The 25,222-nt window shown below is 66.0% G+C and carries 25 protein-coding genes and 1 tRNA gene; 21 read left to right on the top strand and 5 right to left on the bottom strand.

Annotated elements, in window-relative coordinates:
- The first annotated feature begins 4 nt into the window (after positions 1-4).
- Positions 5-1,120 carry a sulfate/molybdate ABC transporter ATP-binding protein gene (locus ABMA46_RS01300; protein ID WP_348997475.1) on the top strand — a complete coding sequence of 372 codons (1,116 nt, stop codon included), beginning with the start codon at positions 5-7 and terminating at the stop codon, positions 1,118-1,120.
- Positions 1,121-1,214: 94 nt separating this feature from the next.
- A complete protein-coding gene (locus tag ABMA46_RS01305; protein WP_348997476.1) occupies positions 1,215-2,933 on the top strand; it encodes an SLC13 family permease in 1,719 nt (572 codons plus the stop codon).
- Positions 2,934-3,044: 111 nt separating this feature from the next.
- Here the strand turns inward: ABMA46_RS01305 and ABMA46_RS01310 are convergent.
- Positions 3,045-3,134: transfer RNA gene (locus tag ABMA46_RS01310), tRNA-Ser, on the bottom strand.
- 261 nt (positions 3,135-3,395) lie between these two features.
- Here ABMA46_RS01310 and rplU point away from each other — a divergent pair.
- The 3 genes from rplU to ABMA46_RS01325 all read left to right on the top strand — a co-directional run bounded on the left by rplU (position 3,396) and on the right by ABMA46_RS01325 (position 5,076).
- The gene (gene rplU, locus ABMA46_RS01315; RefSeq protein ID WP_348997477.1) at positions 3,396-4,007 is read left to right on the top strand and encodes a 50S ribosomal protein L21; all 612 of its coding nucleotides are present in this window, start codon (positions 3,396-3,398) and stop codon (positions 4,005-4,007) included.
- Positions 4,008-4,099: 92 nt separating this feature from the next.
- Entirely contained in the window at positions 4,100-4,369 is a 270-nt protein-coding gene (rpmA, locus tag ABMA46_RS01320) for a 50S ribosomal protein L27 (protein WP_348997478.1), read from the top strand.
- A gap of 119 nt (positions 4,370-4,488) precedes the next feature.
- A complete protein-coding gene (locus ABMA46_RS01325) occupies positions 4,489-5,076 on the top strand; it encodes a GNAT family N-acetyltransferase (RefSeq protein ID WP_348997479.1) in 588 nt (195 codons plus the stop codon).
- Positions 5,077-5,153: 77 nt separating this feature from the next.
- Here the strand turns inward: ABMA46_RS01325 and ABMA46_RS01330 are convergent, their stop codons facing one another.
- Positions 5,154-6,023 carry an endonuclease/exonuclease/phosphatase family protein gene (locus tag ABMA46_RS01330; protein WP_348997480.1) on the bottom strand — a complete coding sequence of 290 codons (870 nt, stop codon included), beginning with the start codon at positions 6,021-6,023 and terminating at the stop codon, positions 5,154-5,156.
- Positions 6,024-6,134: 111 nt separating this feature from the next.
- On the opposite strand from ABMA46_RS01330, the gene obgE reads away from it, so the two are divergent.
- The 11 genes from obgE (at position 6,135) to ABMA46_RS01385 (ending at position 17,525) form a co-directional block, all read left to right on the top strand.
- The gene (gene obgE / locus ABMA46_RS01335) at positions 6,135-7,181 is read left to right on the top strand and encodes a GTPase ObgE (RefSeq protein ID WP_348997481.1); all 1,047 of its coding nucleotides are present in this window, start codon (positions 6,135-6,137) and stop codon (positions 7,179-7,181) included.
- A gap of 8 nt (positions 7,182-7,189) precedes the next feature.
- Positions 7,190-8,347 carry a glutamate 5-kinase gene (gene proB, locus ABMA46_RS01340; protein WP_348997482.1) on the top strand — a complete coding sequence of 386 codons (1,158 nt, stop codon included), beginning with the start codon at positions 7,190-7,192 and terminating at the stop codon, positions 8,345-8,347.
- Positions 8,331-9,611 (top strand): glutamate-5-semialdehyde dehydrogenase, encoded by a 1,281-nt coding sequence (locus tag ABMA46_RS01345; RefSeq protein ID WP_348997483.1) that lies wholly within the window; start codon positions 8,331-8,333, stop codon positions 9,609-9,611. Before proB ends, ABMA46_RS01345 begins: the two co-directional genes overlap by 17 nt.
- Positions 9,612-9,728: 117 nt before the next feature.
- Positions 9,729-10,319, top strand: coding sequence for a nicotinate-nucleotide adenylyltransferase (locus ABMA46_RS01350; RefSeq protein ID WP_348997912.1), 591 nt, complete (start codon positions 9,729-9,731; stop codon positions 10,317-10,319).
- Between the two features lie 91 nt (positions 10,320-10,410).
- Positions 10,411-11,703, top strand: coding sequence for an MFS transporter (locus tag ABMA46_RS01355; protein WP_348997484.1), 1,293 nt, complete (start codon positions 10,411-10,413; stop codon positions 11,701-11,703).
- 180 nt (positions 11,704-11,883) lie between these two features.
- Positions 11,884-12,264 carry a ribosome silencing factor gene (gene rsfS, locus ABMA46_RS01360; RefSeq protein WP_348997913.1) on the top strand — a complete coding sequence of 127 codons (381 nt, stop codon included), beginning with the start codon at positions 11,884-11,886 and terminating at the stop codon, positions 12,262-12,264.
- Positions 12,265-12,291: 27 nt separating this feature from the next.
- Positions 12,292-12,774: a 23S rRNA (pseudouridine(1915)-N(3))-methyltransferase RlmH gene (gene rlmH, locus ABMA46_RS01365; RefSeq protein ID WP_348997485.1), complete on the top strand. Its 483-nt coding sequence runs from the start codon at positions 12,292-12,294 to the stop codon at positions 12,772-12,774.
- Between the two features lie 98 nt (positions 12,775-12,872).
- Entirely contained in the window at positions 12,873-14,216 is a 1,344-nt protein-coding gene (locus tag ABMA46_RS01370) for a murein hydrolase activator EnvC family protein (RefSeq protein WP_425475671.1), read from the top strand.
- Positions 14,217-15,542, top strand: coding sequence for a S41 family peptidase (locus ABMA46_RS01375; RefSeq protein ID WP_348997486.1), 1,326 nt, complete (start codon positions 14,217-14,219; stop codon positions 15,540-15,542).
- Positions 15,543-15,793: 251 nt separating this feature from the next.
- Positions 15,794-16,969: a divergent polysaccharide deacetylase family protein gene (locus ABMA46_RS01380; RefSeq protein WP_348997487.1), complete on the top strand. Its 1,176-nt coding sequence runs from the start codon at positions 15,794-15,796 to the stop codon at positions 16,967-16,969.
- 4 nt (positions 16,970-16,973) lie between these two features.
- Positions 16,974-17,525 (top strand): RNA pyrophosphohydrolase, encoded by a 552-nt coding sequence (locus ABMA46_RS01385; protein ID WP_348997488.1) that lies wholly within the window; start codon positions 16,974-16,976, stop codon positions 17,523-17,525.
- 6 nt (positions 17,526-17,531) lie between these two features.
- Here ABMA46_RS01385 and ABMA46_RS01390 read toward each other — a convergent pair whose 3' ends face one another.
- Both ABMA46_RS01390 and acnA read right to left on the bottom strand, forming a co-directional pair.
- The gene (locus ABMA46_RS01390; protein WP_348997489.1) at positions 17,532-18,299 is read right to left on the bottom strand and encodes a DUF1223 domain-containing protein; all 768 of its coding nucleotides are present in this window, start codon (positions 18,297-18,299) and stop codon (positions 17,532-17,534) included.
- Between the two features lie 231 nt (positions 18,300-18,530).
- Positions 18,531-21,233, bottom strand: a complete 2,703-nt coding sequence (gene acnA, locus ABMA46_RS01395) for an aconitate hydratase AcnA (RefSeq protein ID WP_425475672.1) — start codon at positions 21,231-21,233, stop codon at positions 18,531-18,533.
- A 263-nt stretch (positions 21,234-21,496) separates the two neighbouring features.
- Between acnA and ccmA the strand changes: the two genes are divergently transcribed.
- From ccmA to ABMA46_RS01420, 5 genes are all read left to right on the top strand, one after another.
- Positions 21,497-22,105: a heme ABC exporter ATP-binding protein CcmA gene (gene ccmA, locus ABMA46_RS01400; protein WP_348997491.1), complete on the top strand. Its 609-nt coding sequence runs from the start codon at positions 21,497-21,499 to the stop codon at positions 22,103-22,105.
- Between the two features lie 39 nt (positions 22,106-22,144).
- Positions 22,145-22,810 carry a heme exporter protein CcmB gene (gene ccmB / locus ABMA46_RS01405; protein WP_348997492.1) on the top strand — a complete coding sequence of 222 codons (666 nt, stop codon included), beginning with the start codon at positions 22,145-22,147 and terminating at the stop codon, positions 22,808-22,810.
- Between the two features lie 200 nt (positions 22,811-23,010).
- The gene (gene ccmD, locus ABMA46_RS01410; protein WP_348997493.1) at positions 23,011-23,235 is read left to right on the top strand and encodes a heme exporter protein CcmD; all 225 of its coding nucleotides are present in this window, start codon (positions 23,011-23,013) and stop codon (positions 23,233-23,235) included.
- Complete coding sequence (locus ABMA46_RS01415; RefSeq protein WP_348997494.1) at positions 23,232-23,825, top strand: DsbE family thiol:disulfide interchange protein; 594 nt, start codon at positions 23,232-23,234, stop codon at positions 23,823-23,825. The genes ccmD and ABMA46_RS01415 overlap by 4 nt, the downstream gene beginning before the upstream one ends.
- A gap of 9 nt (positions 23,826-23,834) precedes the next feature.
- On the top strand, positions 23,835-24,878 hold the full coding sequence (locus tag ABMA46_RS01420; RefSeq protein ID WP_348997495.1) for a DUF2332 domain-containing protein: 1,044 nt from the start codon (positions 23,835-23,837) through the stop codon (positions 24,876-24,878).
- Here ABMA46_RS01420 and ABMA46_RS01425 read toward each other — a convergent pair.
- Positions 24,869-25,033, bottom strand: coding sequence for a hypothetical protein (locus ABMA46_RS01425; RefSeq protein WP_348997496.1), 165 nt, complete (start codon positions 25,031-25,033; stop codon positions 24,869-24,871). The genes ABMA46_RS01420 and ABMA46_RS01425 overlap by 10 nt on opposite strands.
- Between the last annotated feature and the right edge of the window lie 189 nt (positions 25,034-25,222).

The following is a 25,222-nucleotide window of genomic DNA, read 5'->3' on the forward strand; positions in this document are numbered from 1 at the left end:
AGGCATGGATCTTTCCATCCGCAACGTACGCAAGCAGTTCGATGGTTTCGCCGCGCTGAACGACGTCTCGCTCAACATCGCCTCCGGCGAGCTGATCGCGCTTCTCGGCCCTTCCGGCTCCGGCAAGACGACGCTGCTGAGACTGGTCGCCGGCCTCGACCAACCGACCGACGGACAGATTCTGTTCGGCGGCGAGGACGCCTCGCTCAAGAGCGTGCAGGAGCGTAACATCGGCTTCGTCTTCCAGAGCTACGCGCTGTTCCGCCACATGACGGTACTGGACAATATCGGCTTCGGCCTCAGCGTGCGCCGTGGAACCTCGAAGGTGCCCACCGCCGAAATCCGCCGGCGCAGCCTGGAGCTTCTGGACCTCGTCCAGCTCTCGGGGCTGGAGAAGCGCTATCCGCACCAGCTTTCCGGCGGCCAGCGCCAGCGCGTGGCATTGGCGCGCGCGCTCGCGATCGAGCCGACCGTGCTGCTGCTCGATGAGCCGTTCGGGGCGCTCGACGCCAAGGTCCGGCGCGAATTGCGAAGCTGGCTGCGCGAAATCCACGACCGCACCGGTCATACCACCGTCTTCGTCACGCACGACCAGGAGGAGGCGCTCGAACTGGCGGACCGCGTGGTGGTTATGAGCCAGGGGCAGATAGAACAGATCGGCACGCCCGACGACATCTACGACCGGCCGACGTCGCCCTTCGTGTTCTCCTTTATCGGCGAGTCCAGCGACCTGCCGGTGCGGATCGAGGACGGTCAGATCTGGTTCGAGGACAGGCCGATCGGCATTCCGGCCGGCAAGGTTCCCGACGGTCCCGCCACGCTCCATTTCAGGCCGCACGACATTGAGCTCCTGCATGGATGCGGCGGCTGCCTCGCCGGCACGGTGGTGTCGAGCCGCAGGATGGCGGGAGCGCGGCGGATCGAGCTTTCCGTCGGCGCCGGCCACCTGAGTGCCGAGATCGAAGTGCCGGCCGATCACCCGAGTGTCGCCAAGGGGCGGGTGGCGTTTCGCCCGACGCGCTGGCGACTCTTCTCGGCCGATCCGAACATGCCGCCCGCCGCGGATGCCGGCGCTCGCGTGGGCGACAACAGGGTGGCGCTGGCACTGACCGGCACCTGATCCGGCCGGGGCGAAAGCCTTCAGCTAGCGGACCTGCCATGCTAAGCCTCGCACCACGGCGGAGCGAGGCTCACGACAGCATGGACGGCCGCATATGAGTTTCGATCAGGTCGCTATCCTCGTCCTTCTCGGCGGCATGCTCGTCGTGTTCGCGATGGACCGCTGGCGCATGGAACTGGTGGCGCTGACGGGGCTTGGGCTGGGCTTCGCGCTCGGCCTGGTGCCGACCCGCGAAGTCTTTGCCGGCTTCGCCGACCCCGCCGTGGTCACCGTCATCGAAATCCTGCTCATCGTCCAGGTCCTTTCCAGGGTGGCGCTGCTCGACCGGCTGGCCGCCCGCATCGTATCGGCCAGGCTGGGCGAACGCGCCACCATCGCCATGCTGTGCGTGATCGCAGCGGCCATTTCCGTCTTCATGAACAATATCGGGGCGCTGGCGCTGATGCTTCCCGTCATCTACGGCGTCTGCGCCGCCGCCGGCATCGCACCGTCGCGCGCCCTCATGCCGGTGTCCTTCGCCACGCTTCTCGGCGGCATCTGCTCGGAGATCGGAACGCCGGCCAATCTCATCGCCAACAGCCAGCTTGTCGCCGCGACCGGACGCCACTTCGCCCTGTTCGATTTCGCATGGGCCGGCATCCCGGCCGCGCTGGCGGGCCTTGTGGCGATCACGCTTATGGTGCCGCGCTTTGCCGGCGGCGCGCGACCGGACGAGGCGCCCGAAAACGAGAAGCGCCCGCTCGTCCTGGAAGCTAGGGTGACCGCCGGCTCCGCAGTCGCAGGCCGTCCTCTTTCCGACCTGCCTTTCGCCGTCCATTCGCTCATGCGCGGCGGCACCCATGTCTTCCTCGCCAAAGGTCGCGCCGTCCTCGAACCCAACGATACCGTTCTGCTGCAGGCGTCGGCGGGAGCCGTCGACAGCCTGCTGCGAAGCGGTGATGTGACGATCGCCTCAGAGCGCCAAAAGCCGCTTCCTTCCACGCGCGCCGTGGTCATGCCCGAAAGCACGGTCGTCGGGTCGAGAATCGGCAACCTCGTCGCCTTCGCCTCGCGCGACGTGGAGGTCGTCGCCGTATCGCCCAGGACATCCCGCATCGAAGGAACGTTCGGCGACCTGCAGCTCTCGATCGGCGATATCGTCTATCTCGACGGACCGCCGGCGCGCATTGCCGACGCGCTCGCCGAAACGGAGATGCTGGCGGTCGGCGATTCCCAGCCGCGGCATCCTCCCGCCAGCGATCTCAGCCTGCTGATCTTCGCGGCCGGCATCGCCGCCGCCGCGACGGCGTTGGTGCCGCCGCAAATCGCGTTCGGCGCGGTCGTCCTGGTGCTGGCGGCGGGAACGCTCGACCTGCGCGAGGCGATCGGCGCGCTCAACTGGCCGATCCTGATCATGCTGGCGGCGATGATACCCCTCGGCACGGCCGTCGAGACGACAGGCACGGCACAACTCGTCGCCACCACTCTCACGACCGCCCTTCCCGGCGGCAGCGCGATGTCGCTGGTCGCGGCGATGCTCGTGCTGGCGCTGGCGGTCACGCCCTTCGTCAACAATGCCTCGACGATGATCGTTCTGGGTCCCGTCGCGATCGACGCCGCACGTGCCGCCGGCGTCGCCCCCGAGCCTCTGCTGATCGCGGTGGCGATGGGCGCTTCGATCGATTTCCTGACGCCCTTCGGCCACCATAACAACACGCTGGTGATGGGGCTGGGCAACTACCGGTTCGTCGACTTCCTGCGTGCCGGCTGGCTGGTCACGGCAGCTGCGGCCGTGACCGGTACGATATTTACAGTTCTGATCTGGACACGATAAGGGCGCGCCTTGCGGTTGCGGATCCAAGCGATACGGATCGGCCTTGGCGCGGCAGACAATGTCCGCTGCGGGAAAACGAACGTATCAGAGATGCGTAGATATGACCGAAGATGGCGGAGAAGGAGGGATTCGAACCCCCGATGCCCTTGCGAGCATGCCGCATTTCGAGTGCGGTGCATTCGACCACTCTGCCACTTCTCCGCGTCGCATGGTCGGGCCGTTGCCGGCGCGGCGCAGTAGATAACGGGTGGAGCGCCCGGTTACAAGGCCAAATCGCCGGCAAAACGGTGCTTTCCCTTGACTCGACAGGCCCCTTCGGCTACGCAGCCCGCGCAATCGGCGTGGGAGCTTTCCGCGCCGCTTGTTTTTTGAACCCGCAGACTGAAAAAAAGACGGCCGGCTGCCTTCTCCCGCGTGGAGCCTGGCGGCGATCGAGGCCGACCGAACAGCGAAAGGCAAAAAATGTTCGCAGTCATCAAAACGGGCGGCAAGCAGTATCGCGTGGCCGCCAACGACGTGCTCAAGATCGAGAAACTCGAGGCCGAGATCGGCGAGATCGTGCAGATCGGCAACGTGCTGGCGCATGGCGAGGGTGACGACGTCACCATCGGCGCACCCTTCGTGGACGGCGCCTCCGTCGCCGCCGAAGTCGTGGCGCAGGGCAAGGCTCGCACCGTCATCGCCTTCAAGAAGCGCCGCCGCCAGAACTCGCGCCGCAAGATCGGCCACCGCCAGCTCTTCACCACCGTGCGCATCTCGGAAATCCTGATCGGCGGCGCCAAGCCTTCCAAGAAGGCCGAGGCTGCGCCGAAGGCCGCTGCCAAGGAAGAGGCCGCTCCGTCGGCCGCCGCGCCGCTGTTCAAGGCGCCGAAGGGCGAGCCCGACGACCTGACCGTCATCAAGGGCATCGGCCCGGTGGCGGCGAAGGACCTCAACGAGCAGGGCATCACTACCTTCGCGCAGCTCGCCAAGCTGACTGACAAGGATGTCGCCAGGATCGACGAGCACATGCCGTTCAGCGCCGACCAGATCAGCGACTGGCGCGAGCAGGCCAAGGACCTGGCGAAGAAGTAACCGTCCGGATTTCGACCGGGCAGGCTTGAAACGGAACGCGAACGCGTTCATAGAGAATTCGAGGCGCCCTCGAGGCGCAAAGGAGCAGTAACATGGCACACAAGAAAGCTGGCGGTTCGTCGCGCAACGGTCGCGATTCCGAATCCAAGCGCCTTGGCGTGAAGAAGTTCGGCGGCGAAGCCGTCATCGCCGGCAACATCATCATCCGTCAACGCGGCACCAGGTGGCATGCCGGCACCAATGTCGGCATGGGCAAGGATCACACGCTTTTCGCCCTCGAAGCGGGCGCCGTCGCATTTGCGAAAAAAGCCAATGGCCGAACCTACGTGTCGGTAAACCCGATTACCAAGGCCGCGGAGTAGCCGGTTCCGCACCACAACACCGGCGCCCATCTCGGGAACCGGTGTCTGGCAAAGCCAGGAAAAGGATCAGGGGAGATGGGTGACCATCTCCCTTTTTTCTTGCCTGGAGGACTTTTGACATGGTTGCCGAAGCGGACGACAGCGAAGACGAAAGTTTCGTCATCGATTGCCCGGTGCTTTCCACGGAGCGGCTGGTGCTGCGCGCGCCGCAGGAGAGCGACGTCGCGGAACTGGTGACGCTGGCGGACAACCGCCATGTCGCCGAGATGCTGGCGCGGATGCCGCATCCCTATGGCGAGGCCGAGGCGCGCGCCTTCCTGCTGATGACCCGGCAGCGCCGGACGGGCACCGCCTACGCGCTGACCCGCAAGGACGACGGCGCTTTCGTGGGCTGCGCGGGTCTGAACGCGACCGACCGTGGCCTCGAGCTCGGCTACTGGATCGGCGAGCCCTACTGGAAGAACGGCTACGCGACCGAAGCCGCGCATGCGCTGGTCGATCTCGCCTTCGCGCGCACCACCGTCCAGGTGCTGCACGCGTCCTGCCGCGTCATCAACCCGGCCTCGCGGCGCGTCATTCACAAATGCGGCTTCCAGTATGCCGGCCAGGGCATGCTCAATTCCATCGCGGCCGGCCAGGTGCCTGTCGAGCGCTATCGTCTCGACCGCCGCACCTGGACCAGCCTGCGCACCTGGGTGCGGCTGTGACGAACGGCGCATCGGACGGAAAACGGCGAGGCCGTTCGATGCGCCGGCTGCGGCCCGGCTTTCGTTCCCGGCGCGTTTCAACCGAATTCCAGCCAGATCGGCAGGTGGTCGGACCCGACCGCCTGCCGATCGACGTGATAGGTCTTCAAGGCCGGCGCCAGCGACGCGCTGGAAAAGATGTAGTCGATGCGCTTGTGGCGGGTGACGTCTTGCGGGCGCTCGGGGTCGACCCAGCTGACGAGGTCGTCACCGCCGGCGCCGAGACGGACAGCGGCATCGACGAACAGATCGGCCGTCAGCGGCAGGCCGAATTCAGGATCGGGCGCACCGCACAGCGCGCCGTATTCGGCAGAGCCGGCCAGCATGTTGAAGTCGCCGGCGACCAGGAAGGCCTCGCCGGCCGGCGGTTCCGGCAGGCCGACCTCCTTCAATCCCGACAGGCCGCCGCCTTCGAGCGGATAGCTCAGTACCCGCTCGCGCAGGAAGCGCGCCTGCTTCATGCGCTCCGCCGGGCTGCGGTGGTCGAGATGGGTCGAATAGAAGCGGATGAGGCCGAGCGGCGTGTCGATGAGCGCTTCCAGCGCCCCGCGCTGGAAATTGAGCGCTTCGAGGGAGCGGCTGCGCGGCAGGAGCAGGTTGCGCGAAAGCTGGATCGGCGTCTTCGACAGGATCATGTTGCCGAGCTGGAACATGGTCGTGACGGCCCGCCCGTCCTCCACATGCGAGCCGATATTGGCCTCGAAATTCGAACCGTAGACGAAGAAGCGGTCAGGCAGGGCTTCTGCGATCTCGGCCACCATGTCGCGGCCGCCATTGTTGGGAATGTTGCGCGCGACCTCCTGCAGTGCGATCACGTCCGCCTCGCGCACGGCATCGACGATGCGGGCGAGATCATAGCGGCCGTCGAGGCCTATGCCGTACTGGATGTTGTAGCTGACCAGTCTCATCGCCAAATCATTCCTGCCTGTGCCCGAAACCGAAACACGCCGCTCGCCCTTCGGCCTTCCATAGGGTAGAGCAGGGTCGTCGCAAATTCCCATAGCAAGCAAGACGATACGATGAAATTCCTCGATCAGGCCAAGGTCTATGTCCGCTCCGGCGACGGCGGAGCAGGCTCCGTGTCGTTCCGGCGCGAGAAGTTCATCGAGTTCGGCGGCCCCGACGGCGGCGACGGCGGCCGCGGCGGCGACGTATGGGCCGAGGCGGTCGAGGGGCTGAACACGCTGATCGACTATCGCTACCAGCAGCACTTCAAGGCCAAGACCGGGGTGCATGGCATGGGCCGCAACATGACCGGTGCCAAGGGCGGCGACGTAATGCTGAAGGTGCCGGTCGGCACGCAGATATTCGCGAAGGACAACGAAACGCTGATCTGCGACCTGACCGTTGCCGGCCAGCGCTTCCTGCTGGCCAAGGGCGGCAACGGCGGCTTCGGCAACCAGCATTTCAAGACCTCGACCAACCAGGCGCCGCGCCGCGCCAACCCCGGTCTGCCGGGCGAGGAGATGTGGATCTGGCTGCGTCTCAAGCTGATCGCCGACGCCGGGCTGGTCGGCCTGCCGAATGCCGGCAAATCGACCTTCCTGGCGACGGTGACGACGGCCAAGCCGAAGATCGCCGACTATCCTTTCACCACCCTGCATCCGGGGCTTGGCGTGGCGCGCATCGATGCGCGCGAATTCGTCATTGCCGACATCCCGGGACTGATCGAAGGCGCGCATGAGGGCGTCGGCATCGGCGATCGCTTCCTCGGTCATGTCGAGCGCACGCGGGTGCTTCTGCATCTCGTCTCGGCGCAGGAGGACAATCCGGCCAAGGCCTACCGAACGATCCGCGGCGAGCTCGAAGCTTACGGACATGGCCTGGTCGAGAAGCCTGAAGTGCTCGCGCTCAGCCAGGTCGACACGCTGGACGAAGAGGCGCGCAAGAAGAAGGCCGCCGCGCTGAAGAAGGCGGCTGGCCGGGCGCCGCTGCTTCTTTCCGCGGCCACGGGCGAAGGCGTGGAAGCGGTGCTGCGCGCGCTGATCAAGGTGGTCGAGGACGCACGGCAGGACGATGCGGAGAAAGTTGCCGCAGTCGATTCCCGCTGGCAGTCCGGCGAGTAGGTGTCCCGATGACGTCCTTTTCGCTAAGGAAATATCGCCGCATCACCATCAAGATCGGCTCGGCGCTGCTGGTGGACCGCGCGCGCGGCCTCAAGCGCGATTGGCTGGACTCGCTCGCGGCTGATATCGGAGAACTGGCGGATAACGGCGCGGAGGTCCTCGTAGTTTCGTCCGGCGCGATCGCGCTTGGCCGCACCATCCTCGGGCTTGGCCGTCGGGCGCTCAAGCTTGAGGAAAGCCAGGCGGCGGCGGCCGTCGGGCAGATCGCGCTCGCCGGCGCCTGGTCGGACGCGCTGGCCGGCAACGGGCTGAAATCCGGCCAGATCCTGCTGACCCTCGGCGACACCGAGGAGCGCCGGCGCTACCTCAACGCCCGCGCGACGATCTCCACGCTGGTCAAAATGAAGGCCGTGCCCGTCATCAACGAGAACGACACGGTGGCAACCTCCGAGATTCGTTACGGCGACAACGACCGGCTGGCGGCGCGCGTCGCCACCATGATGGGTGCGGACCTGCTTATCCTGCTCTCCGACATCGATGGCCTCTATAGCGCACCGCCAGCACGCGATCCGAACGCCGAATTCCTGCCCGTCGTCGAGCGTATCACGCCCGAGATCGAGGCGATGGCCGGAGCGGCCGCTTCCGAGCTTTCGCGCGGCGGGATGCGCACCAAGCTCGACGCCGGCAAGATCGCCACCGGCGCGGGTACTGCCATGATCATCGCCGCCGGCACGCGGCTGTCGCCGATCCTGGCGATCGAGCGTGGCGAGCGCTTCACCCTGTTCAGGCCGAGCGCGCATCCGGTGAAGGGCTACAAGACCTGGATCGCCGGCCAACTCGAACCCGCCGGAAGGCTGACCGTGGATGACGGCGCCGTGCGGGCGCTGATGTCCGGCAAATCGCTGCTGCCGGCCGGCGTAAAACTGGTCAGCGGCAATTTCGCACGCGGCGACACGGTGGCGATCCTCTCCCCCGAGGGACGCGAGGTGGCACGCGGGTTGGTTGCCTACGACGCCGCAGATGCCGTAAGGGTCGCCGGATTGAAGACGGCCGAGATCGAGACGGTGCTCGGCTACGAGGCGCGTTCCGCGATGATCCATCGCGACGATCTGGTGATCACGGGCCACGCTCCCGAGAAAGAGGCCGACCATGCTGAAAGTGCATGACAATGGAGAGATTGCCAGGCTGATGCGGGACATGGGTCGCCGCGCCCGCGCCGCCGCGCGCCCGCTGGCCACCGCGCCCTCGGTCACCAAGCGCAAGGCGCTGAAGGCGATGGGCGACGCCCTGCTGGCCAACGAACAGGCGATCCTCGCCGCTAACGCCATCGACATGGAGAAGGCGGCCGAAGCGAAGCTCGCCGCGTCTTTCGTCGACCGCCTGAAGCTGACGCCGGAGCGCATCCGCGCCATGGCGGACGGCGTGCGCGAGATCGCCGCCCTGCCCGATCCGGTCGGTCAGGTCATCGCCGCATGGGAACGCCCGAACGGGCTGAAGATCGAGCGCGTGCGCACGCCGCTCGGCGTCATCGGCGTCATCTTCGAGAGCCGGCCCAACGTCACCGCCGATGCAGGTGCGCTGTGCTTGGCGGCAGGCAATGCGGTGATCCTGCGCGGCGGATCGGATTCGCTCAATTCCTCCGCGGCCATCCATGCCTGCCTCGTCAAGGGGCTGGAGGCGGCCGGCCTGCCGGCGGACGCCATCCAACTCGTGCCGGTGGCGGACCGCGCTGCCGTGGGCGAAATGCTCAAGGGCCTCGACGGCAATCTCGACGTGATCGTGCCGCGCGGCGGACGCAGCCTGGTGGAACGCGTGCAGACGGAGGCGCGCGTGCCCGTGTTCGCGCATCTGGAAGGCATCGTGCATGTCTATGTCGACAAATCGGCCGACCTTGAGATGGCGAAACGGCTGGTGGTCAACGCCAAGATGCGGCGCACCGGCATCTGCGGCGCTGCCGAGACCCTGCTGATCGACCGCGCGGCGGCCGCGACGCATCTGGTTCCCATCCTGACCGCTCTGCGCGAGGCCGGCTGCGAGATCCATGCCGACGAAGAGGTGATGAAGGCCTGGTCCGACGCCGTTCCGGCGACGGACGAGGATTGGGTGACCGAGTATCTCGACGCGGTCATCGCCGTGAAGCTGGTCGACGGCGTGGGCGAGGCGATCGACCATATCGAGACCTATTCCTCCCACCATACCGAAGCGATCATCGCGGAGGACGAAGAGGCGGTCGCGCGCTTCTTCAGCGAGATCGATTCGGCGATCCTGCTTCACAACGCCTCGACCCAGTTCGCCGACGGCGGCGAGTTCGGCATGGGCGCCGAGATCGGCATCGCCACCGGCAAGATGCACGCCCGCGGTCCGGTCGGCGTCGAGCAATTGACCTCGTTCAAGTACCGCGTGCGGGGCAGCGGCCAGGTGCGGGCGTGATTTTCGCCGCCCGACCAAATTGACGGTCGATCGCCCTGATTGGGGCTGCGGGAGGATGAGAGGGATCCCTGAGCCATGCCGTCTTCCATAGCGCCGGTCGCGCCGAATTACCTGCGCATGCCGCATGTCGAGAAGGGCATGCAGGTCGGCCTGTTCGGCGGTTCGTTCAACCCGCCGCATGCCGGCCATGCGCTTGTGGCCGAGATCGCGCTGAGAAGGCTCGACCTCGACCAACTCTGGTGGATGGTGACGCCGGGCAACCCGCTGAAATCGATGCGGGAACTGGCGCCGCTCGCCGAGCGTATCCGGCTGTCCGAAAAGATCGCTGAGGACCCCCGCATCAAGGTCACCGCCTTCGAAGCCGCGCATCATGTCCGCTATACGGCAGATACGCTTTCATTGGTACGCGCCCGCAACCCCGGCGTCGATTTCGTCTGGATCATGGGTGCGGACTCGCTGCGCGACTTCCACCGCTGGCAGCGCTGGCGGCAGATCATGATGACCTTTCCGATCGCGGTGATCGACCGCCCCGGCGCGACGCTCTCCTTCCTGTCCTCGGTCGCGGCCAAGACTTTCGACTATGCACGCGTCGACGAGCGCGATGCGCCGGTCCTGGCGCGCATGAAGGCGCCGGCCTGGACCTTCATCCACGGTCCGCGCTCATCAATGTCCTCGACCGCCATCCGGCAGGCCGAACAGCGGCGCTAAGCCGCCGCGATCGTTCTCCGGAACCCCCGCTGTCGCTGGCGATGTCGCTTTTACGGCGGCCTTCGCACACGGCGCGGGGCAATGTGGCCGCATGACCGCATCCGACGCAGCCGTGATCGATTCGAGAGGCAGCCAGCCGGCCCCGCTGGTGGCGATCGCCAGCGTCGTCGTATCGATGGCGCTGGTCGCCATCGGCAACGGGCTGATGTTCGCCTACATCCCCGTCCGGCTGGGCGCGGAGGGCGTCGATCCGACCTGGGCGGGATTGATCGTCACCGGCCTTTCGGCTGGCGGCATCGCCGGCTGCCTGCTGACCGGGCCGCTGGTCCGTCGGGTCGGCCATGCGCGCGCCTTCATGGTGCTGTCGGCGCTGATCGCGCTGTCCAACGCGGCCATTGGTGCCGGGCCGCATGCGCTTTTGTGGATGGCGGCGCGCGCGCTTTACGGTTTCGCCATCTGCGGCCTGTTCATCGTCGCGCAGAGCTGGCTCAACGACGCTGTTCCCAACGCCATTCGCGGCCGGGTGATGGCGCTGTTCTACGTCGCCTATATCGCCGGCCTGGGGGTGGGCTATTTCACCTTGGCGATGATCGACATCCGAAGCGCGGCGGCTCCGCTCATCGGCATTGCCTTCACCGCGCTGTCGATCCTGCCTGTCGGCATGACGCGTCTGGCCCAGCCGCCGCCGCCGATCGCGGCTTCCGTGGCCCTGCGCCAGGCCTGGAACGTCTCGCCGGTCGGCCTTGCCGGGATGCTGGCCGTCGGCGGACTCTCCATGTCGATCGCCGGCTTCGCACCGATCCATGCCACGGCGAAAGGCTACAGCCAGGCCGACGTGGCGCTGCTGATGGCGTCGATGCCGCTCGGCACGCTGATCCTGCAGTTTCCACTCGGCTGGCTGTCGGACCGCACCGACCGCCGCTACGTGCTGATCGGCGCGGCGACGCTGGCCGTTGTGGCAGGGCTTGCAGCGCTGGGGTTCGACGGCGGGCCGCTTGCCCTGCTGATCGTGGTCTATCTCCTGTGGGACGGCGCTTCGGAAACGGTCTACTCGCTGGCCAGCGCCCATGCAGGTGACAGGGCGAGCAAGGAGGAACTGGTGGCGCTATCGTCGTCGCTGCTGTTCGCGTGGTCGCTGTCGGGATTCGTGGTGCCCGGTATCGTCACCGGCCTGTCGGCCGTCTACGGCACCCAGGCCTTCATCTACGTTTCGGTCGCTCTCGCTTTCGCCTATGCGCTGTTCGTCGCCTGGCGGGTCGTTACCTCCCGCGCCGTGCCGTCGGCCGAGACCGGCGATTTCGCGCCGATGACGGCGCAGGCGCCGCTGCCGGCCGACCTCGCCTTTACCCCGGAGGAGACGGGCGACCGTACGCCGGAGGCCTGATCACGCGGCGGCCGCGGATGTCTGTAGCGGACCATCCGGAGCAAGGTTTCGGGACCGCTGTCTTGAAACTGCCCCCGAACTCTGCCTATCTAGGGCTGGTCACCTGCTTTCACTGGTGATTTGGTTGTTCTTTCAGGGAAAGGAAAAACACTGAGAACAGCACTTCGGAAGAAGGCCGACATCGCGCCTTCGCCGGCCGGGATCAACGTCAGCGACGTATCCTCCCGCGCCCTCGAAATAGTCCTTGCCAGTCTGGAAGACTCCAAGGCCGAAAACATCGTCTCCATCGATATTCAGGGAAAATCGAGCCTGGGCGACCACATGGTCATTGCCTCGGGCCGGTCGCACCGCCATGTCTCGGCAGTCGCCGACCACCTGATCAAGGCGCTCAAGGATGCCGGTCTCGGAACCGCGCGCGTCGAGGGCCTGGCCAGCGCCGATTGGGTCCTGATCGATTCGGGCGACATCATCGTCCATGTCTTCCGCCCCGAAGTCCGCGACTTCTACAATCTCGAAAAGATGTGGCAGGCGCCGGACCTCGAAGAGGAAACCCTCCACTGAGCCTCTATCCAGCTCGTTGAGGCAGGGATGAAGATTGCCATACATGCCGTGGGCCGGATGAAGGCCGGCCCCGAGCGGGAGCTTGCCGAGCGCTATTTCGAACGGTTCGCCCGCAGCGGCCCCGCGATCGGGCTTGAATTCGCGGGCGTTTCGGAACTGCCCGAAAGCAGAGGACAGACGGCGAAGGAGCGCCGTCGCGATGAAGGCCGCGTCCTCCAGAGCCATCTGCAGCCCGGCACGGCCCTGCTGCTGCTCGACGAGCGCGGCCGGAGCTTTTCCTCCGAGGAATTCGCCGGACGGATCGGCCTGCTGCGCGACGACGGCCGCAAGGCGCTGATCGTCGCCATCGGCGGGGCCGACGGCCACGACGCTTCGCTACGCGACCAGGCGGAACTGGTGGTTTCGCTCGGCGCCATGACCTGGCCACATCAACTGGTGAGGGTCATGATCGGCGAACAGCTTTACCGGGCGGCGACCATCCTGGCCGGCCACCCTTATCATCGAAGCTGACGCCCGGATTTTCGCCTCATTGGCGGCAATGATGCGGGAGTGTGCGGGCCGCAAACATGGTTGATGGTTCGTTAACGAAGCCGCGTCTAGAAAGTACCATGGCAGGACGGCGAAACCCGGCAGGCAGGCGATCGCGTGGCGGCATGGTCGCTGCGCTTTCCATGACGCTTGCCTTTGCCGCTTTTGCCGCGAAGGCACAGGACGCGCCTGATCCGGACAAGAGCCGGGCCGAATACGAGCGCGTCGTCTCCGAAGTGACGCTGTCGACGGAACGGCTGGCCAAGCTCGCCGCCGACATCGCGACGGTGAAGAAGGACCGCGCCTCGATAACGGCGGCCCTCGTCCAGTCGGCCAAGACCGAGCAGAAGCTCAGCCGGGATATCGAGGATATCGGCGCGCGGCTTGAGGGATTCAAGGAACAGGAAAAGACGATTCGTGCCTCGCTGGCCGGCCGGCGCGACGTGCTGGCCGAAGTGCTGGGCGGCCTGGAGCGCATGGGCGTCAACCCGCCCCCGGCGATCCTGGTCAAACCTGAGGACGCGCTGTCTTCGGTACGCAGCGCCATCCTGCTCGGCGCGGTGGTGCCACAGCTTCGCCGCGAGACCGACGATCTGGTGGCCGAGTTGAAGGAACTGACGCGCGTGACGACCTCCATCGAGGCCGAGCGCAGCCGGCTGGCCGCGGCCGTCACCGACCAGGCTGCCGAAAAACAGCGGTTGACCCTTTTGCTGGAAGCCAAGCGCAGGCTCCAGGCGGATACGGAAACAGCGCTGACGCAGGAGCACAAGAAGGCAGCCGATCTCGCCCAGCGCGCGGAAAGCCTGAAAGACCTGATCGCCTCGCTCGATGCCGAAGCCGAAAAGGCGCGCGACGCGGCCGAGGCCAAGCGGCAGGCGGCGGAACGGGCCGTTGAGACGGCGAAGCTGGACGAGCAGCGCAAGGCGGCTGAGCAGGAACTCGCGTCGCTTCCGGTGCCGGAGGCGAATCAGCTCGCCGATTCGGTCGCCTTCTCGGCGTTGCAAGGCCAGATGGCACTGCCCGCGACCGGCAGGATCAAGCGCCGGTTCGGCGACAAGGATGGTAACGGCGGCGTGATGCAGGGGGACATGCTCGCGACACAATCGGGGGCAATCGTCACCGCGCCGGCGGATGGGAATGTACTTTACGCGGGGCCGTTCCGCTCCTATGGCCAACTCTTGATCCTTGATGCCGGCGACGGCTATCATGTCGTGCTGGCGGGGATGGACAGATTGAGCGTCGCGTCAGGTCAATCGGTGCTCGCCGGCGAGCCGATCGGCGCGATGGGCGAGGCAAGGGTCGCGAGTGCCGCAGCCACGCACAATGAAGGTGTCACACCGGAACTCTACATCGAGTTCCGCAAAGATGGAAAACCCGTCGATCCGAACCCGTGGTGGGCGGACCGTCTCTCTGGAAGGACTTAGATGATGCGGAAGTTCTCGCTCTTGCTTGCCGGTGCGCTGATGGGCGCATCCGCCATGAGCCTGGTCTATGGCGCTCCCGGCTCGACAGCGAACGCCGCGAGTTCCGACACCTACAAGCAGCTCGCCATCTTCGGTGACATTTTCGAGCGCGTCAGGGCACAATATGTGACGCCTCCGGACGACAAGGCGCTTGTCGAGAACGCCATCAACGGCATGCTCACCTCGCTCGATCCGCACTCCTCCTACATGAACGCCGAGGAAGCGCAGGACATGCGCGTTCAGACCAAGGGCGAGTTCGGCGGACTCGGTATCGAGGTGACGATGGAGAACAACCTCGTCAAGGTCATCACGCCGATCGACGATACGCCGGCGGCGAAGGCCGGCGTGCTGGCCGGCGACTACATCGCCAAGATCGACGGCACTGAAGTCAACGGCATGACGCTCAACGACGCGGTCGACAAGATGCGCGGCCCGGTCGGCTCGCCCATCAAGCTGACCATCATCCGCCAAGGCGCCGACAAGCCGATCGAGGTGACGGTGGTGCGCGACACCATCAAGGTCAAGGCGGTCAAGTACCGGGTCGAGAACGACGTCGGCTACATGAAGATCACCTCCTTCACCGAGAAGACCTACGACGATCTCGAGGACGCGATCGACCACATCAAGAAGCAGGTGCCGAAGGACAAGCTGAAGGGCTACGTCCTCGACCTGCGCCTCAATCCCGGCGGCTTGCTCGACCAGGCAGTGTCGGTCTCCGACGCCTTCCTCGATCGCGGTGAGATCGTCTCGACGCGCGGCCGCGATCCGAAGGACGTGACGCGTTTCGACGCCAAGGCAGGCGACGACATCGACGGCAAGCCGCTGGTCGTGCTGGTCAACGGCGGGTCGGCCAGCGCATCGGAGATCGTCGCCGGGGCGCTGCAGGACCTCAAGCGCGCCACGGTGGTCGGCACGCAGTCTTTCGGCAAAGGATCGGTGCAGACCATCATCCCGCTGGGAGAGAACGGCGCGCTCAGGCTGACGACGGCGCTCTATTACACGCCGTCCGGCAAGTCGATCCAGGGCAAGGGCATCACGCCCGACATCGAGGTCGACCAGCCGCTGCCGCCGGAATTGCAGGGCCGCGACGTGACGCGCGGCGAGTCCGATCTCAAGGGCCACATCAAGGGCGCCGACGAGAGCGACAAGGGGTCCGGCTCGGCCGCCTATGTGCCTCCGGATCCGAAGGACGACCTGCAGCTCAAATACGCCGAAGAGCTGCTGCGCGGCGAGAAGACCGATCCGGCCTTCCCGCCGAATCCTGAAAAGGCCGTCATGAACCAGTGATCGGACGGTGGTCGTCCCCGGCACCTTCCCTGGATTCCAGCACTGGCGGCGGTCCGATCCGCCAGTGACGCCGGTGCGCCGGTCATCCGGCAGCCGCGCCATACGGCGGAACAGCGCGGCCCGGCCCAGCATCGATCCTGGTACGACCGCGCCTCCCCTGGCAGTGAACGACCGCCGATGTCATCCTTGCCGAGACATAAGGTGCCGGCGGCCTGATTCGCAGGCTGGCGGCCGGCGGCAGGGGTTGCGGCTTGGCTGAGGCGGACAAGGAGATAGACCGTCCGCTCGGACAGTCCATCGGGCCGGGGCGCGGTTCTCGGGAACGCCGCTTCGGCGTCGGACAGGCAGCCGTGGCGCTCGTGCTGCTGGCGGTCGTTGGCGGATCGGCCGCGATCGCGCTGCGCAACCGGGACTTGCGCGACCCCGCGCCTGCGGTCGAGGTGAAGTCCACTCAGGACGAAAAACCGGCCGCTCCATCATCTCCGCCCGCATCGCAGGCATCGACGGCCGTCGAGCCGGCCCCGAAGAAGGACGGGCCGCAGATCATCCACGTCCGGCCGACCGAGACCGGTGGCGAAGCCGGCATCGTCGTGCACGATCCGTCGACATTCAGCCAGAATCTCTCGACCGCGCACCTGCCCGACCGGGCACTGATCGAGATGAGCGAGCAGGGGCCGCTGCCGATCCGTTCCGTCGACGGCAGGCGCCCCTTCGACGTCTATGCAAGGCCTTGGTCCGGCACCGGCGGCGCGCGCGTCGCCATTGTCATCGGCGGCCTCGCCGTATCGCAGACCGGCACGCAGGAGGCCATCGCCAGGCTGCCCTCGGAAGTGACACTCGCCTTTGCGCCGCAGGGCAATTCGATCGGGCGCTGGATGCAGGAGGCGCGGCGGACCGGCCACGAGATCGCCATGCAGCTGCCGCTCGAGCCGTTCGACTATCCCAACGTCAATCCCGGCCGCAACACGCTGACCGTCGACGCCACACCGGCCGAGAACCTGAAACGGCTGCGCTGGGCGCTGTCGCGCACGACCAACTACACCACCGTGATGAACTACATGGGCGCGCTGTTTTGTGCCGACGAGGATGCGATGGCGCCCGTCATGGCCGAACTCGGCCGGCGCGGGCTCGGCTATCTCGACGACGGTTCGTCGGCGCGCTCGGTGGCGTCGGGCCTGGCGGTGAAAGACGGCGTTCCCTTTGCGGTCGGCGACACGACGATCGACGCCGTGCAGGACCGCGGCGCGATCCTGAAGAAGCTGGACGAACTGGAGGCGACCGCGCGGGCCAAGGGCTTCGCCATCGGCACCGGATCGGCCTTCGGCGTGACGGTGGACACTGTTGCCGCATGGGTCAACGAAGCCAAGAAGCGCGGCATCGAGATCGTGCCGGTCTCGGCGGTGGCGGCAGATCCGGAAAGGAAGTGACCTGGTGAAGACGAGCGGCGAAGCGAAGAAGGGCGGCGGAACGAAGAAGGCCGTCGATCCCGAAAGCCTGCCCTATCGGCCCTGCGTGGGGCTGATGATCTTGAACGCGGACGGGCTGGTGTGGGTCGGCCGCCGCGTCGCCGAGCCGGAAGGCGAGACGGGCGACCGGCCGCAGCTCTGGCAGATGCCGCAGGGTGGTATCGACAAGGGCGAGGAGCCGATCGCGGCGGCGCGGCGCGAGATTTTCGAAGAGACGGGCATGGAGAGCCTGAAGCTCATCGAGGAAGCGCCGGACTGGGTCAAATACGACCTGCCCGCGGACAGGATCGGCATCACCTGGAAGGGCAGGTATCGCGGCCAGACCCAAAAATGGTTCGCCTTCCGCTTTCACGGCGACGAGCGCGAGATCCGCGTCAACCCGCCGCCGGACGGGCATCCGGCGGAGTTCGACGCCTGGGCATGGCGTCCGATGGCCGACCTTCCGGGGCTCATCGTGCCCTTCAAACGCAAGGTCTACGAGGAAGTGGTAGCAACCTTCCGCCACCTCGCGGGGTAATTGTTTCTACAGGGTCGGCTTGCGGATGACGGCGGCGCCGATGATCGGTCCGGGCAGGCCGTTCCTGTCGACTGCCTGCAACAGCACGGCGCAGCCGCCCTTCTTGGTGATCTCGCTCATCGGCAGTTCATAGCGCTGCGCCTTGCCGTGCCACATGCCGGCGGTCTGGATGTCGGACACGGCATTCCAGTAGGTCAGGCTGCGTCCGTCGTTCTCGCCCTTGCCGATGGTGATGGTCTGCGGCGGCGCGAAATAGACCACGATCACATGGGCATTCGCATTTATGCCGCCGCGTTCGGCGTCGCCCGCATCGATCACCACGCCGTCGTCCGAATGGCTGATCCTGATGCCGACCTGCATGCCCTCGCCGGCCTTGGCCATGGCGTCGAGTGCGCCGTCCACCGCGTCGCGGCTGGCGCCGTTCACATGGGTCCGGCCATTGATGACGGCCTGCGGCGTGTAGACGGAGCGGCTGTTGAAGGCACGCATGTAGTCGAATTGCCGCTCGGTGTTCTCCTTGCGCGACAGCGTGTCCTGCCAGCCGAGATAGTCCCAGTAGTCGACATGATAGGCCAGCGCCACGACGTCGGGATTGGCGGCCAGCTCGGCAAAGAACTCGTCCGCCGGCGGGCAGGAAACGCAGCCCTGGCTGGTGAAAAGCTCGACGACTCCCAGCGGCTTGCCGGCCGGCTGGTCACCGGCGCTCGCCAGCCCGCAAAACGCCAACAGGGCCAGCGCCACCGTCGCCAGCCGGGTTAGACTTCCAGATGCCATGACCGTTCCATTCAAGCCGGCGAACCGGCTACCATAGTCCGAAATTCTTGGCAGAAGCGGCGGTCAAGCGGAAGTCACGTTGCGGTGAAATTTCTGCGCCGTCTTCCTTCTCCCCGTTCACGGGGAGAAGGTGTTCCGAAGGGACGGATGAGGGGCGGCGTGAACCTACGAGAGCCGGCGCCGCCCTCACCTGGCTGCTGGCATCTTCTCCCATGAACAGGGAGAAGAATCCTATGCCGCCAGGTCGCGCAGCACGTATTGCAGGATGCCGCCGTTCTTGAAGTAGTCCAGCTCGTCCAGCGTATCGATGCGGCACAGCACCGGAACCTCCTTCACCGTGCCGTCCGCATAGGTGACCTTGGCCACCATCTTCTGGCGCGGCCTGATTGCCTCGATGCCGTCGATCTCGACCGTCTCGTCTCCTTTCAGGTTAAGCGTGGCCCAGGACGTGCCCTCTTCGAGGGTGAAGGGGACGACGCCCATGCCGACCAGGTTCGAGCGATGGATACGCTCGAAGGACTGGGCGATGACGGCCTTGACGCCGAGCAGGCTGGTGCCTTTGGCCGCCCAGTCGCGCGAGGAGCCGTTGCCGTATTCGACGCCGGCGAAGACGACCAGCGGCACGCCTTCCTTCCTGTATTCCATGGCGGCGTCGTAGATCGACATCTCCTCCTTGGAGGGATAGTGGATCGTGTAGCCGCCCTCCTTGCCGTTCTCGCCCAGCATGTGGTTGCGGATGCGGATGTTGGCGAAGGTGCCGCGCATCATCACCTCATGGTTGCCGCGCCGCGTGCCGTACTGGTTGAAGTCGGCGACGCCGACGCCGTGCCCGGTCAGGTATTCACCGGCCGGCGAGGCGGCCTTGATCGACCCGGCCGGCGAGATGTGGTCCGTGGTGATCTTGTCGCCGAACAGGCCGAGGATGCGCGCGCCCTTGATGTCGCCGATATGCCCCGGCTTCGCCGGCATGCCTGCGAAATAGGGCGGGTTCTGCACATAGGTCGAGGAATTGTCCCAGGCATAGGTCTGGCCGGCGGGGACCTGCACCTGCTGCCAGTTCTCGTCGCCCTTGAAGACGTCCGCATATTTGCGGGCGAACAGCTCGCGGGTGACGTATTTCTCGATGAACTCCTGGATCTCCTGTGTGGTCGGCCAGATGTCCCTCAGATAGACCGGCTTGCCGTCCTTGCCCTCGCCGAGCGGCTCCTTGGTCAGGTCCTTGGTCACCGTGCCTGCCAGCGCATGCGCCACCACGAGCGGCGGCGAGGCGAGGTAGTTGGCCTGCACGTCCGGCGAGACGCGGCCCTCGAAGTTGCGGTTGCCGGAAAGCACCGCGGCGGCTATCAGGCCCTTGTCGTTGATGGTCTTGGAGATCGGCGCCGGAAGCGGACCGGAATTGCCGATGCAGGTGGTGCAGCCGAAGCCGACCAGGTTGAAGCCGATCTGGTCGAGTTCCTTCTGCAGGCCCGACTTCTCCAGATATTCGGCCACGACCTGGGAGCCGGGGGCGAGCGAGGTCTTGACCCAGGGCTTCTGCTTGAGGCCGAGGCGGTTGGCGTTGCGGGCCAACAGGCCAGCGCCGATCAGTACGCTCGGATTGGAGGTGTTGGTGCACGAGGTGATCGCGGCGATCGCCACGTCACCGTGACCGAGATCGTAGTCCGCGCCCTCGACGGCGTAGCGGCGGTCGGTATCGACGGTCTTCTTGTATTCGCTCTCCAGCGATTTGGCGAAGCCCGAGGCGATGTCCTCCAGCGGGATGCGGCCCTCGGGACGCTTCGGGCCGGCCATCGACGGCACGACGTCGCCGAGGTCGAGTTCCAGCGTGTCGGTGAACACCGGATCGGCCGAACCATCGTGACGCCACATGCCCTGTGCCTTGGCATAGGCCTCGACAAGCGCGATGCGATCTTCCGAGCGGCCGGACATGGTGAGATAGCGCAACGTTTCCGTATCGACGGGGAAGAAGCCGCAGGTCGCACCGTATTCGGGCGCCATGTTGCCGATCGTGGCGCGGTCGGCCAGCGTCATGTTGGACAGGCCAGGGCCGAAGAATTCGACGAACTTGCCGACGACGCCTTTCTTGCGCAGCATCTGGGTGACCGTGAGCACAAGGTCGGTGGCGGTGAGGCCTTCCTTTAGCTTACCGGTGAGGCGGAAGCCGATCACTTCGGGCAGGAGCATGGAAACCGGCTGGCCGAGCATCGCCGCTTCCGCCTCGATGCCGCCGACGCCCCAGCCGAGAACGCCGAGGCCGTTGATCATGGTGGTGTGGCTATCGGTACCGACGCAGGTGTCGGGATAGGCGACCGTCTCGCCGTGCTCCTCCTTCGTCCACACGACCTGGCCGAGATATTCGAGGTTGACCTGGTGGCAGATGCCGGTGCCGGGCGGCACGACGCGGAAGTTGCGGAACGCCTGCTGGCCCCATTTGAGGAACTTGTAGCGCTCCGCGTTGCGCTCATATTCGAGCTCGACGTTGCGGGCGAAAGCCATCGGCGTGCCGAATTCGTCGACGATGACCGAGTGATCGATGACGAGGTCGACGGGCACGAGCGGATTGATCTTCTCGGGATCGCCGCCCAGCGTCTTGAGGCCGTCGCGCATGGCTGCGAGGTCGACGACGGCGGGAACGCCGGTGAAGTCCTGCATCAGCACGCGGGCCGGGCGGTAGGCGATCTCGACGCCCGCGGAACCCTTGTCGGTCAGCCAGGCGGCGACCGCCTGGATCGATTCCCTGGTAACGGACCGGCCGTCTTCGTTGCGCAGCAGGTTCTCCAGCAGGACCTTCATCGAGTAGGGAAGCTGGGCGATGCCGGTGAGGCCGTTCTTCTCGGCCTCGACGAGATCGTAATAGGCGTATTCGGTACCACCCGCGGTCAGGGTGCGGCGGCAGTTGAAACTATCGAGAGATTTGGACACGGATGACCCCATCTAGTCTGTTGCCTTCTAGGGAACGGACTCCGATGGGCATGCAATCACGCGCAAAGGTGCGGGTACGGCCATTTCCGCTGTCCGCTCCCGGGCGCCTCACCCTGTCGGGTGTCGACGCCGGTCCGGCGCAATGTCGTTTGCCTTCCCCGACCGCTGGGGTTGGTGCACCGGATATAGAGAAATTTCTGGAATAGTTCTAGACGGTCTTTGAGCAATTTTGCCGCGGCGCAAAGCGACGCGCGCGAACCCCGGAGGGAGAAAGAATGCGGCTGGTGGCCGACAAACTGGCAGGCGAGCGGGGTGGAGAGCCTGTGTTCTCCGGCGTCGATTTCTCGCTTGAGAACGGACAGGCGCTGATCGTCAGCGGACCGAACGGGTCCGGCAAGTCGACGCTGCTGTGCATCGTCGCGGGTCTGCTGCCGGCATCCGGTGGGGCCGTGCGCCTGGAAGGCGGCGGCGAAGATCACCCGACCGCGGCATCCGCCTGCCACTATCTCGGCCATCTCAACGCGATGAAGCCGGCATTGACGGTGGCGGAAAACCTTGCCTTCTGGCGAGATTTCCTCGGCGTGCCGGACCGGGACATCGGAGAAGCGCTCGAAACGGTAGGCCTCGGCGGCATCGGGCACCTGCCGTTCGGCTATCTGTCGGCGGGCCAGAAGCGGCGTGTCTCGATCGCGCGCCTGCTGGTCGCCCGACGTCCCATATGGCTGCTGGACGAACCGACCGCGGCGCTGGACAAGGCATCCGAAACTCGTTTCGCCGGGCTGATGCAGGCGCATCTCGAACAAGGCGGGATGATCGTTGCAGCTACGCACCAATCGCTGGGGCTGGACGGGGCTATGGAATTGAGGATGGGCGAAAATGTCTAGCCCTGCCCTCATCCCGCTCTGCCCCGAGAGGCGGCACGTATGCTAGCGCTCTATATCCGCGATCTGCGGCTCGCTATGCGCGCCGGCGGCGGCGCGTTCATCGGCGTGATCTTCTTCCTGGCCGTGATCGCCACCATGCCCTTCGGCGTCGGGCCGGACCTCAACCTGCTGGCGCGTATCGGCCCGGCGATCCTGTGGATCGGCGCGCTGCTGTCCTGCCTGCTCGGCCTCGACCGTCTTTTCCAGGCCGACCGCGAAGACGGCTCGCTCGACCTCATGGTGCTTTGCGCCGATCGCCACATGCCGGCGCTGACGGTACTGGTCAAGTGCCTCGCCCACTGGACGGCGAGCGTGCTGCCGCTGGTCGTCGCATCGCCGCTCCTCGGCCTGTTCATGAACATGGAGCCGCAGGGCATCGGCGCGGCCGCGCTGACGCTGCTTGTCGGCACGCCCGCCATCACCTTCATCGGCGCGGCGGGGGCGGCGGTCGCGGTGACGTTGCCGCGCGGCGGTCTGCTGATCTCGGTGCTGGTGCTGCCTCTGGCAATCCCGGTTCTGATTTTCGGCGTGTCGGCGAGTTATGCCGCGGTCAACGATCCGGCGCCGTTCATGCCGCCCTTCCTCATCTTGGCGGCGCTCACCTTGTTCTCGGCGGTCGTCGGGCCTGTCGCGGCGGCGCTGGCGCTCAGGCACGGCACGGAGTGACGGATCGGCCGTTTCGGCTTGATATATCTTCCGGATCAGGAGCGTATTTGCGATATATCAGCAATCGAGCCGGTGCGATCCCCGCAGGCGGCGTGCGTTCGTAGCGGTCGCGATCGCGAATTGGCCGCAGGAGCGGCCGTTGTCGGCGATGGCCCCTGCGTCTATGAAACAGGCATGACGAACGAAGATCACCGAGCGAAATGACCACGCACGCTCTCTATGTCACGGCGGCCTACGCCATCACGGTGGTCGTGCTGTCCGGCCTGATCGGCTGGATCCTGCTCGATCAGCGCGCCCGCCGGCGCGAGCTTGCCGAACTGGAGGCCGCCGGCATCCGCCGGCGCTCCGACAGGACAAAGTCCGGCAAGGCCAAATCCAACAGGGCCAAGGCGGAAAAGGATGCGGCCGGAGCAAAAGTGCCATGAGCGCGCCCTCACAGGAACAGTCGACCGGGGATAGGCCCAAGCGGTTCCGGTTCGTCCTGCTTCTGCCGCTGGCGATTTTTCTCGGCCTCGCCGTGCTCTTCCTGATGCAACTGCTGTCGGGACGCAACGAGGCGGATGTGCCCTCCGCGCTGATCGGCCAGGCGGCGCCGCCGACGGACCTTCCGCCGCTGGACGGCATGGGCCTGCCCGGTCTCCAGTCAAAGTCCTTCGCCGGCCACGTCACGCTGGTGAATGTCTTTGCGTCCTGGTGCGCGCCATGCCGCGAGGAACACCCGATTCTGCTCGCGCTGGCGCAGGACAGGCGCTACGCGCTGGTGGCGATGAACTACAAGGACAAGCCGGAGAATGCGCGGCGCTTCCTCGGCGATCTCGGCAATCCGTTCTCGGCCATCGGCGTCGACGAAGCGGGACGGACCGCGATCGACTGGGGCGTCTACGGCGTTCCGGAGACCTTTATCGTCGGCAAGGACGGCAGGATCGCCTACAAGCATGTCGGGCCGCTGTCGCCCGATTCGGTCAGGACCGAGCTCCTGCCGCAGATCGAAAAGGCGCTCGCCGCGCCGGGGTGAGAACCGCATATGGATGAGATCCGCGCGCATTTCCGCATGCAGGCGGAGGCCTGCGACAGGCTGGGATCGCCGTTCACTGCGAAAGTGTGCAGGATTCTGGCCCGACAGCTTGATGAAACGACACGTACAGGAAAGACCGTCCTCCGCTGGCCGGGCGATGTTCACGCCGACGCCGTTTCCCTGCGTTTGTGCGGCGCCTTGCACGAACTGGTGCTGGCCGACGCCGATGCGGGGCTGGCAGCGTGCTATCCGCCCAATGAAGTTGACGAAGATGCGATCGCGGCAACGCTGGCGAAGGCGATCCCGTGCTTCGACGACCGTCTCGCCGCAGGTCTCGCAAATCCGCCGCAGACGAACGAGATCGCCCGATCAGCTCTTCTGTTGCCCGGCCTGCTGATGATCGCCCGGGAGAGCGGGCTGCTGCTCGACCTGCGCGAGATCGGCTCCAGCGCCGGACTCAATCTGTTGTTCGACCGGTTCCATTATCGCTACGGCGATACCGGGTGGGGCGACCCGGATTCGCTGGTCAGGCTGACGCCCGAGATCCGCGGCAAGGCGCCGCCACTGGGCGGGGCGCTGTCCGTCCGGTCGCGGTCCGGCTGCGACATCGCCCCCCTCGACATCGCGGACCCCGCGGCACGTCTGCGATTGCGGTCCTATGTCTGGGCGGATCAGGCGGCGAGGCTGGCACGGCTCGATGCCGCTCTGGCCATCGCCGCCGAATCGGCGCCTCGACTCGTCCAGATGGATGCCGCCGGCTTTGTTGCCGAGGCACTGGCCGAACGGACCGCCGGCGGCAGTTTCGTTCTCTGCCATTCGATCATGTGGCAGTATCTGCCGGAGACCACGAAGGCGGCGATCGCCGCGCTGATGAAAGATGTCGGCGCTACGGCCACGACGATCGCGCCTGTGCATTGGCTACGTGTCGAACCGCTATCGGCAGGGGACGCGTTTGCGACGCTGTCGCTGACGCAATGGCCGGGTGGCGAAACGCGCCATCTCGCCCGTTGCGACTATCACGGCCGCTGGATCGAGTGGCTCGGTCAGCCGTAGATCTGCCGGCGCACCTGGTAGAGCATTTCCGAACGGCTGGCGCGCATATCGGCCAGGTCACGATCGGTAAGGCTGTGGATCTCGTCGACCATCTGGTTGTAGCGCTTGCGCTTGGCGATCGAGTCGCGGGCGCGGGAGACGAGGTTGTCGAACATGGCGAAACTCCTTCGTTTTCGCGGTGCCTTAGCGGCGCCGTTGTTCCTCCCTTGTCGATACGCAGCATGACATGGTGATTGTGCATCGCAATAAAAGATGTCGCAACGCAGCATTGCGCCTTGCGCATGGCCGGCGACGAGCCATGCATGAACGGCCCTGATCCGGGAACCTGCCTCGCCTTTGCCGTG

The sequence above is a fragment of the Mesorhizobium hunchu genome (assembly GCF_040081975.1).
GTDB classification, from domain to species: Bacteria; Pseudomonadota; Alphaproteobacteria; order Rhizobiales; family Rhizobiaceae; genus Mesorhizobium; species Mesorhizobium hunchu.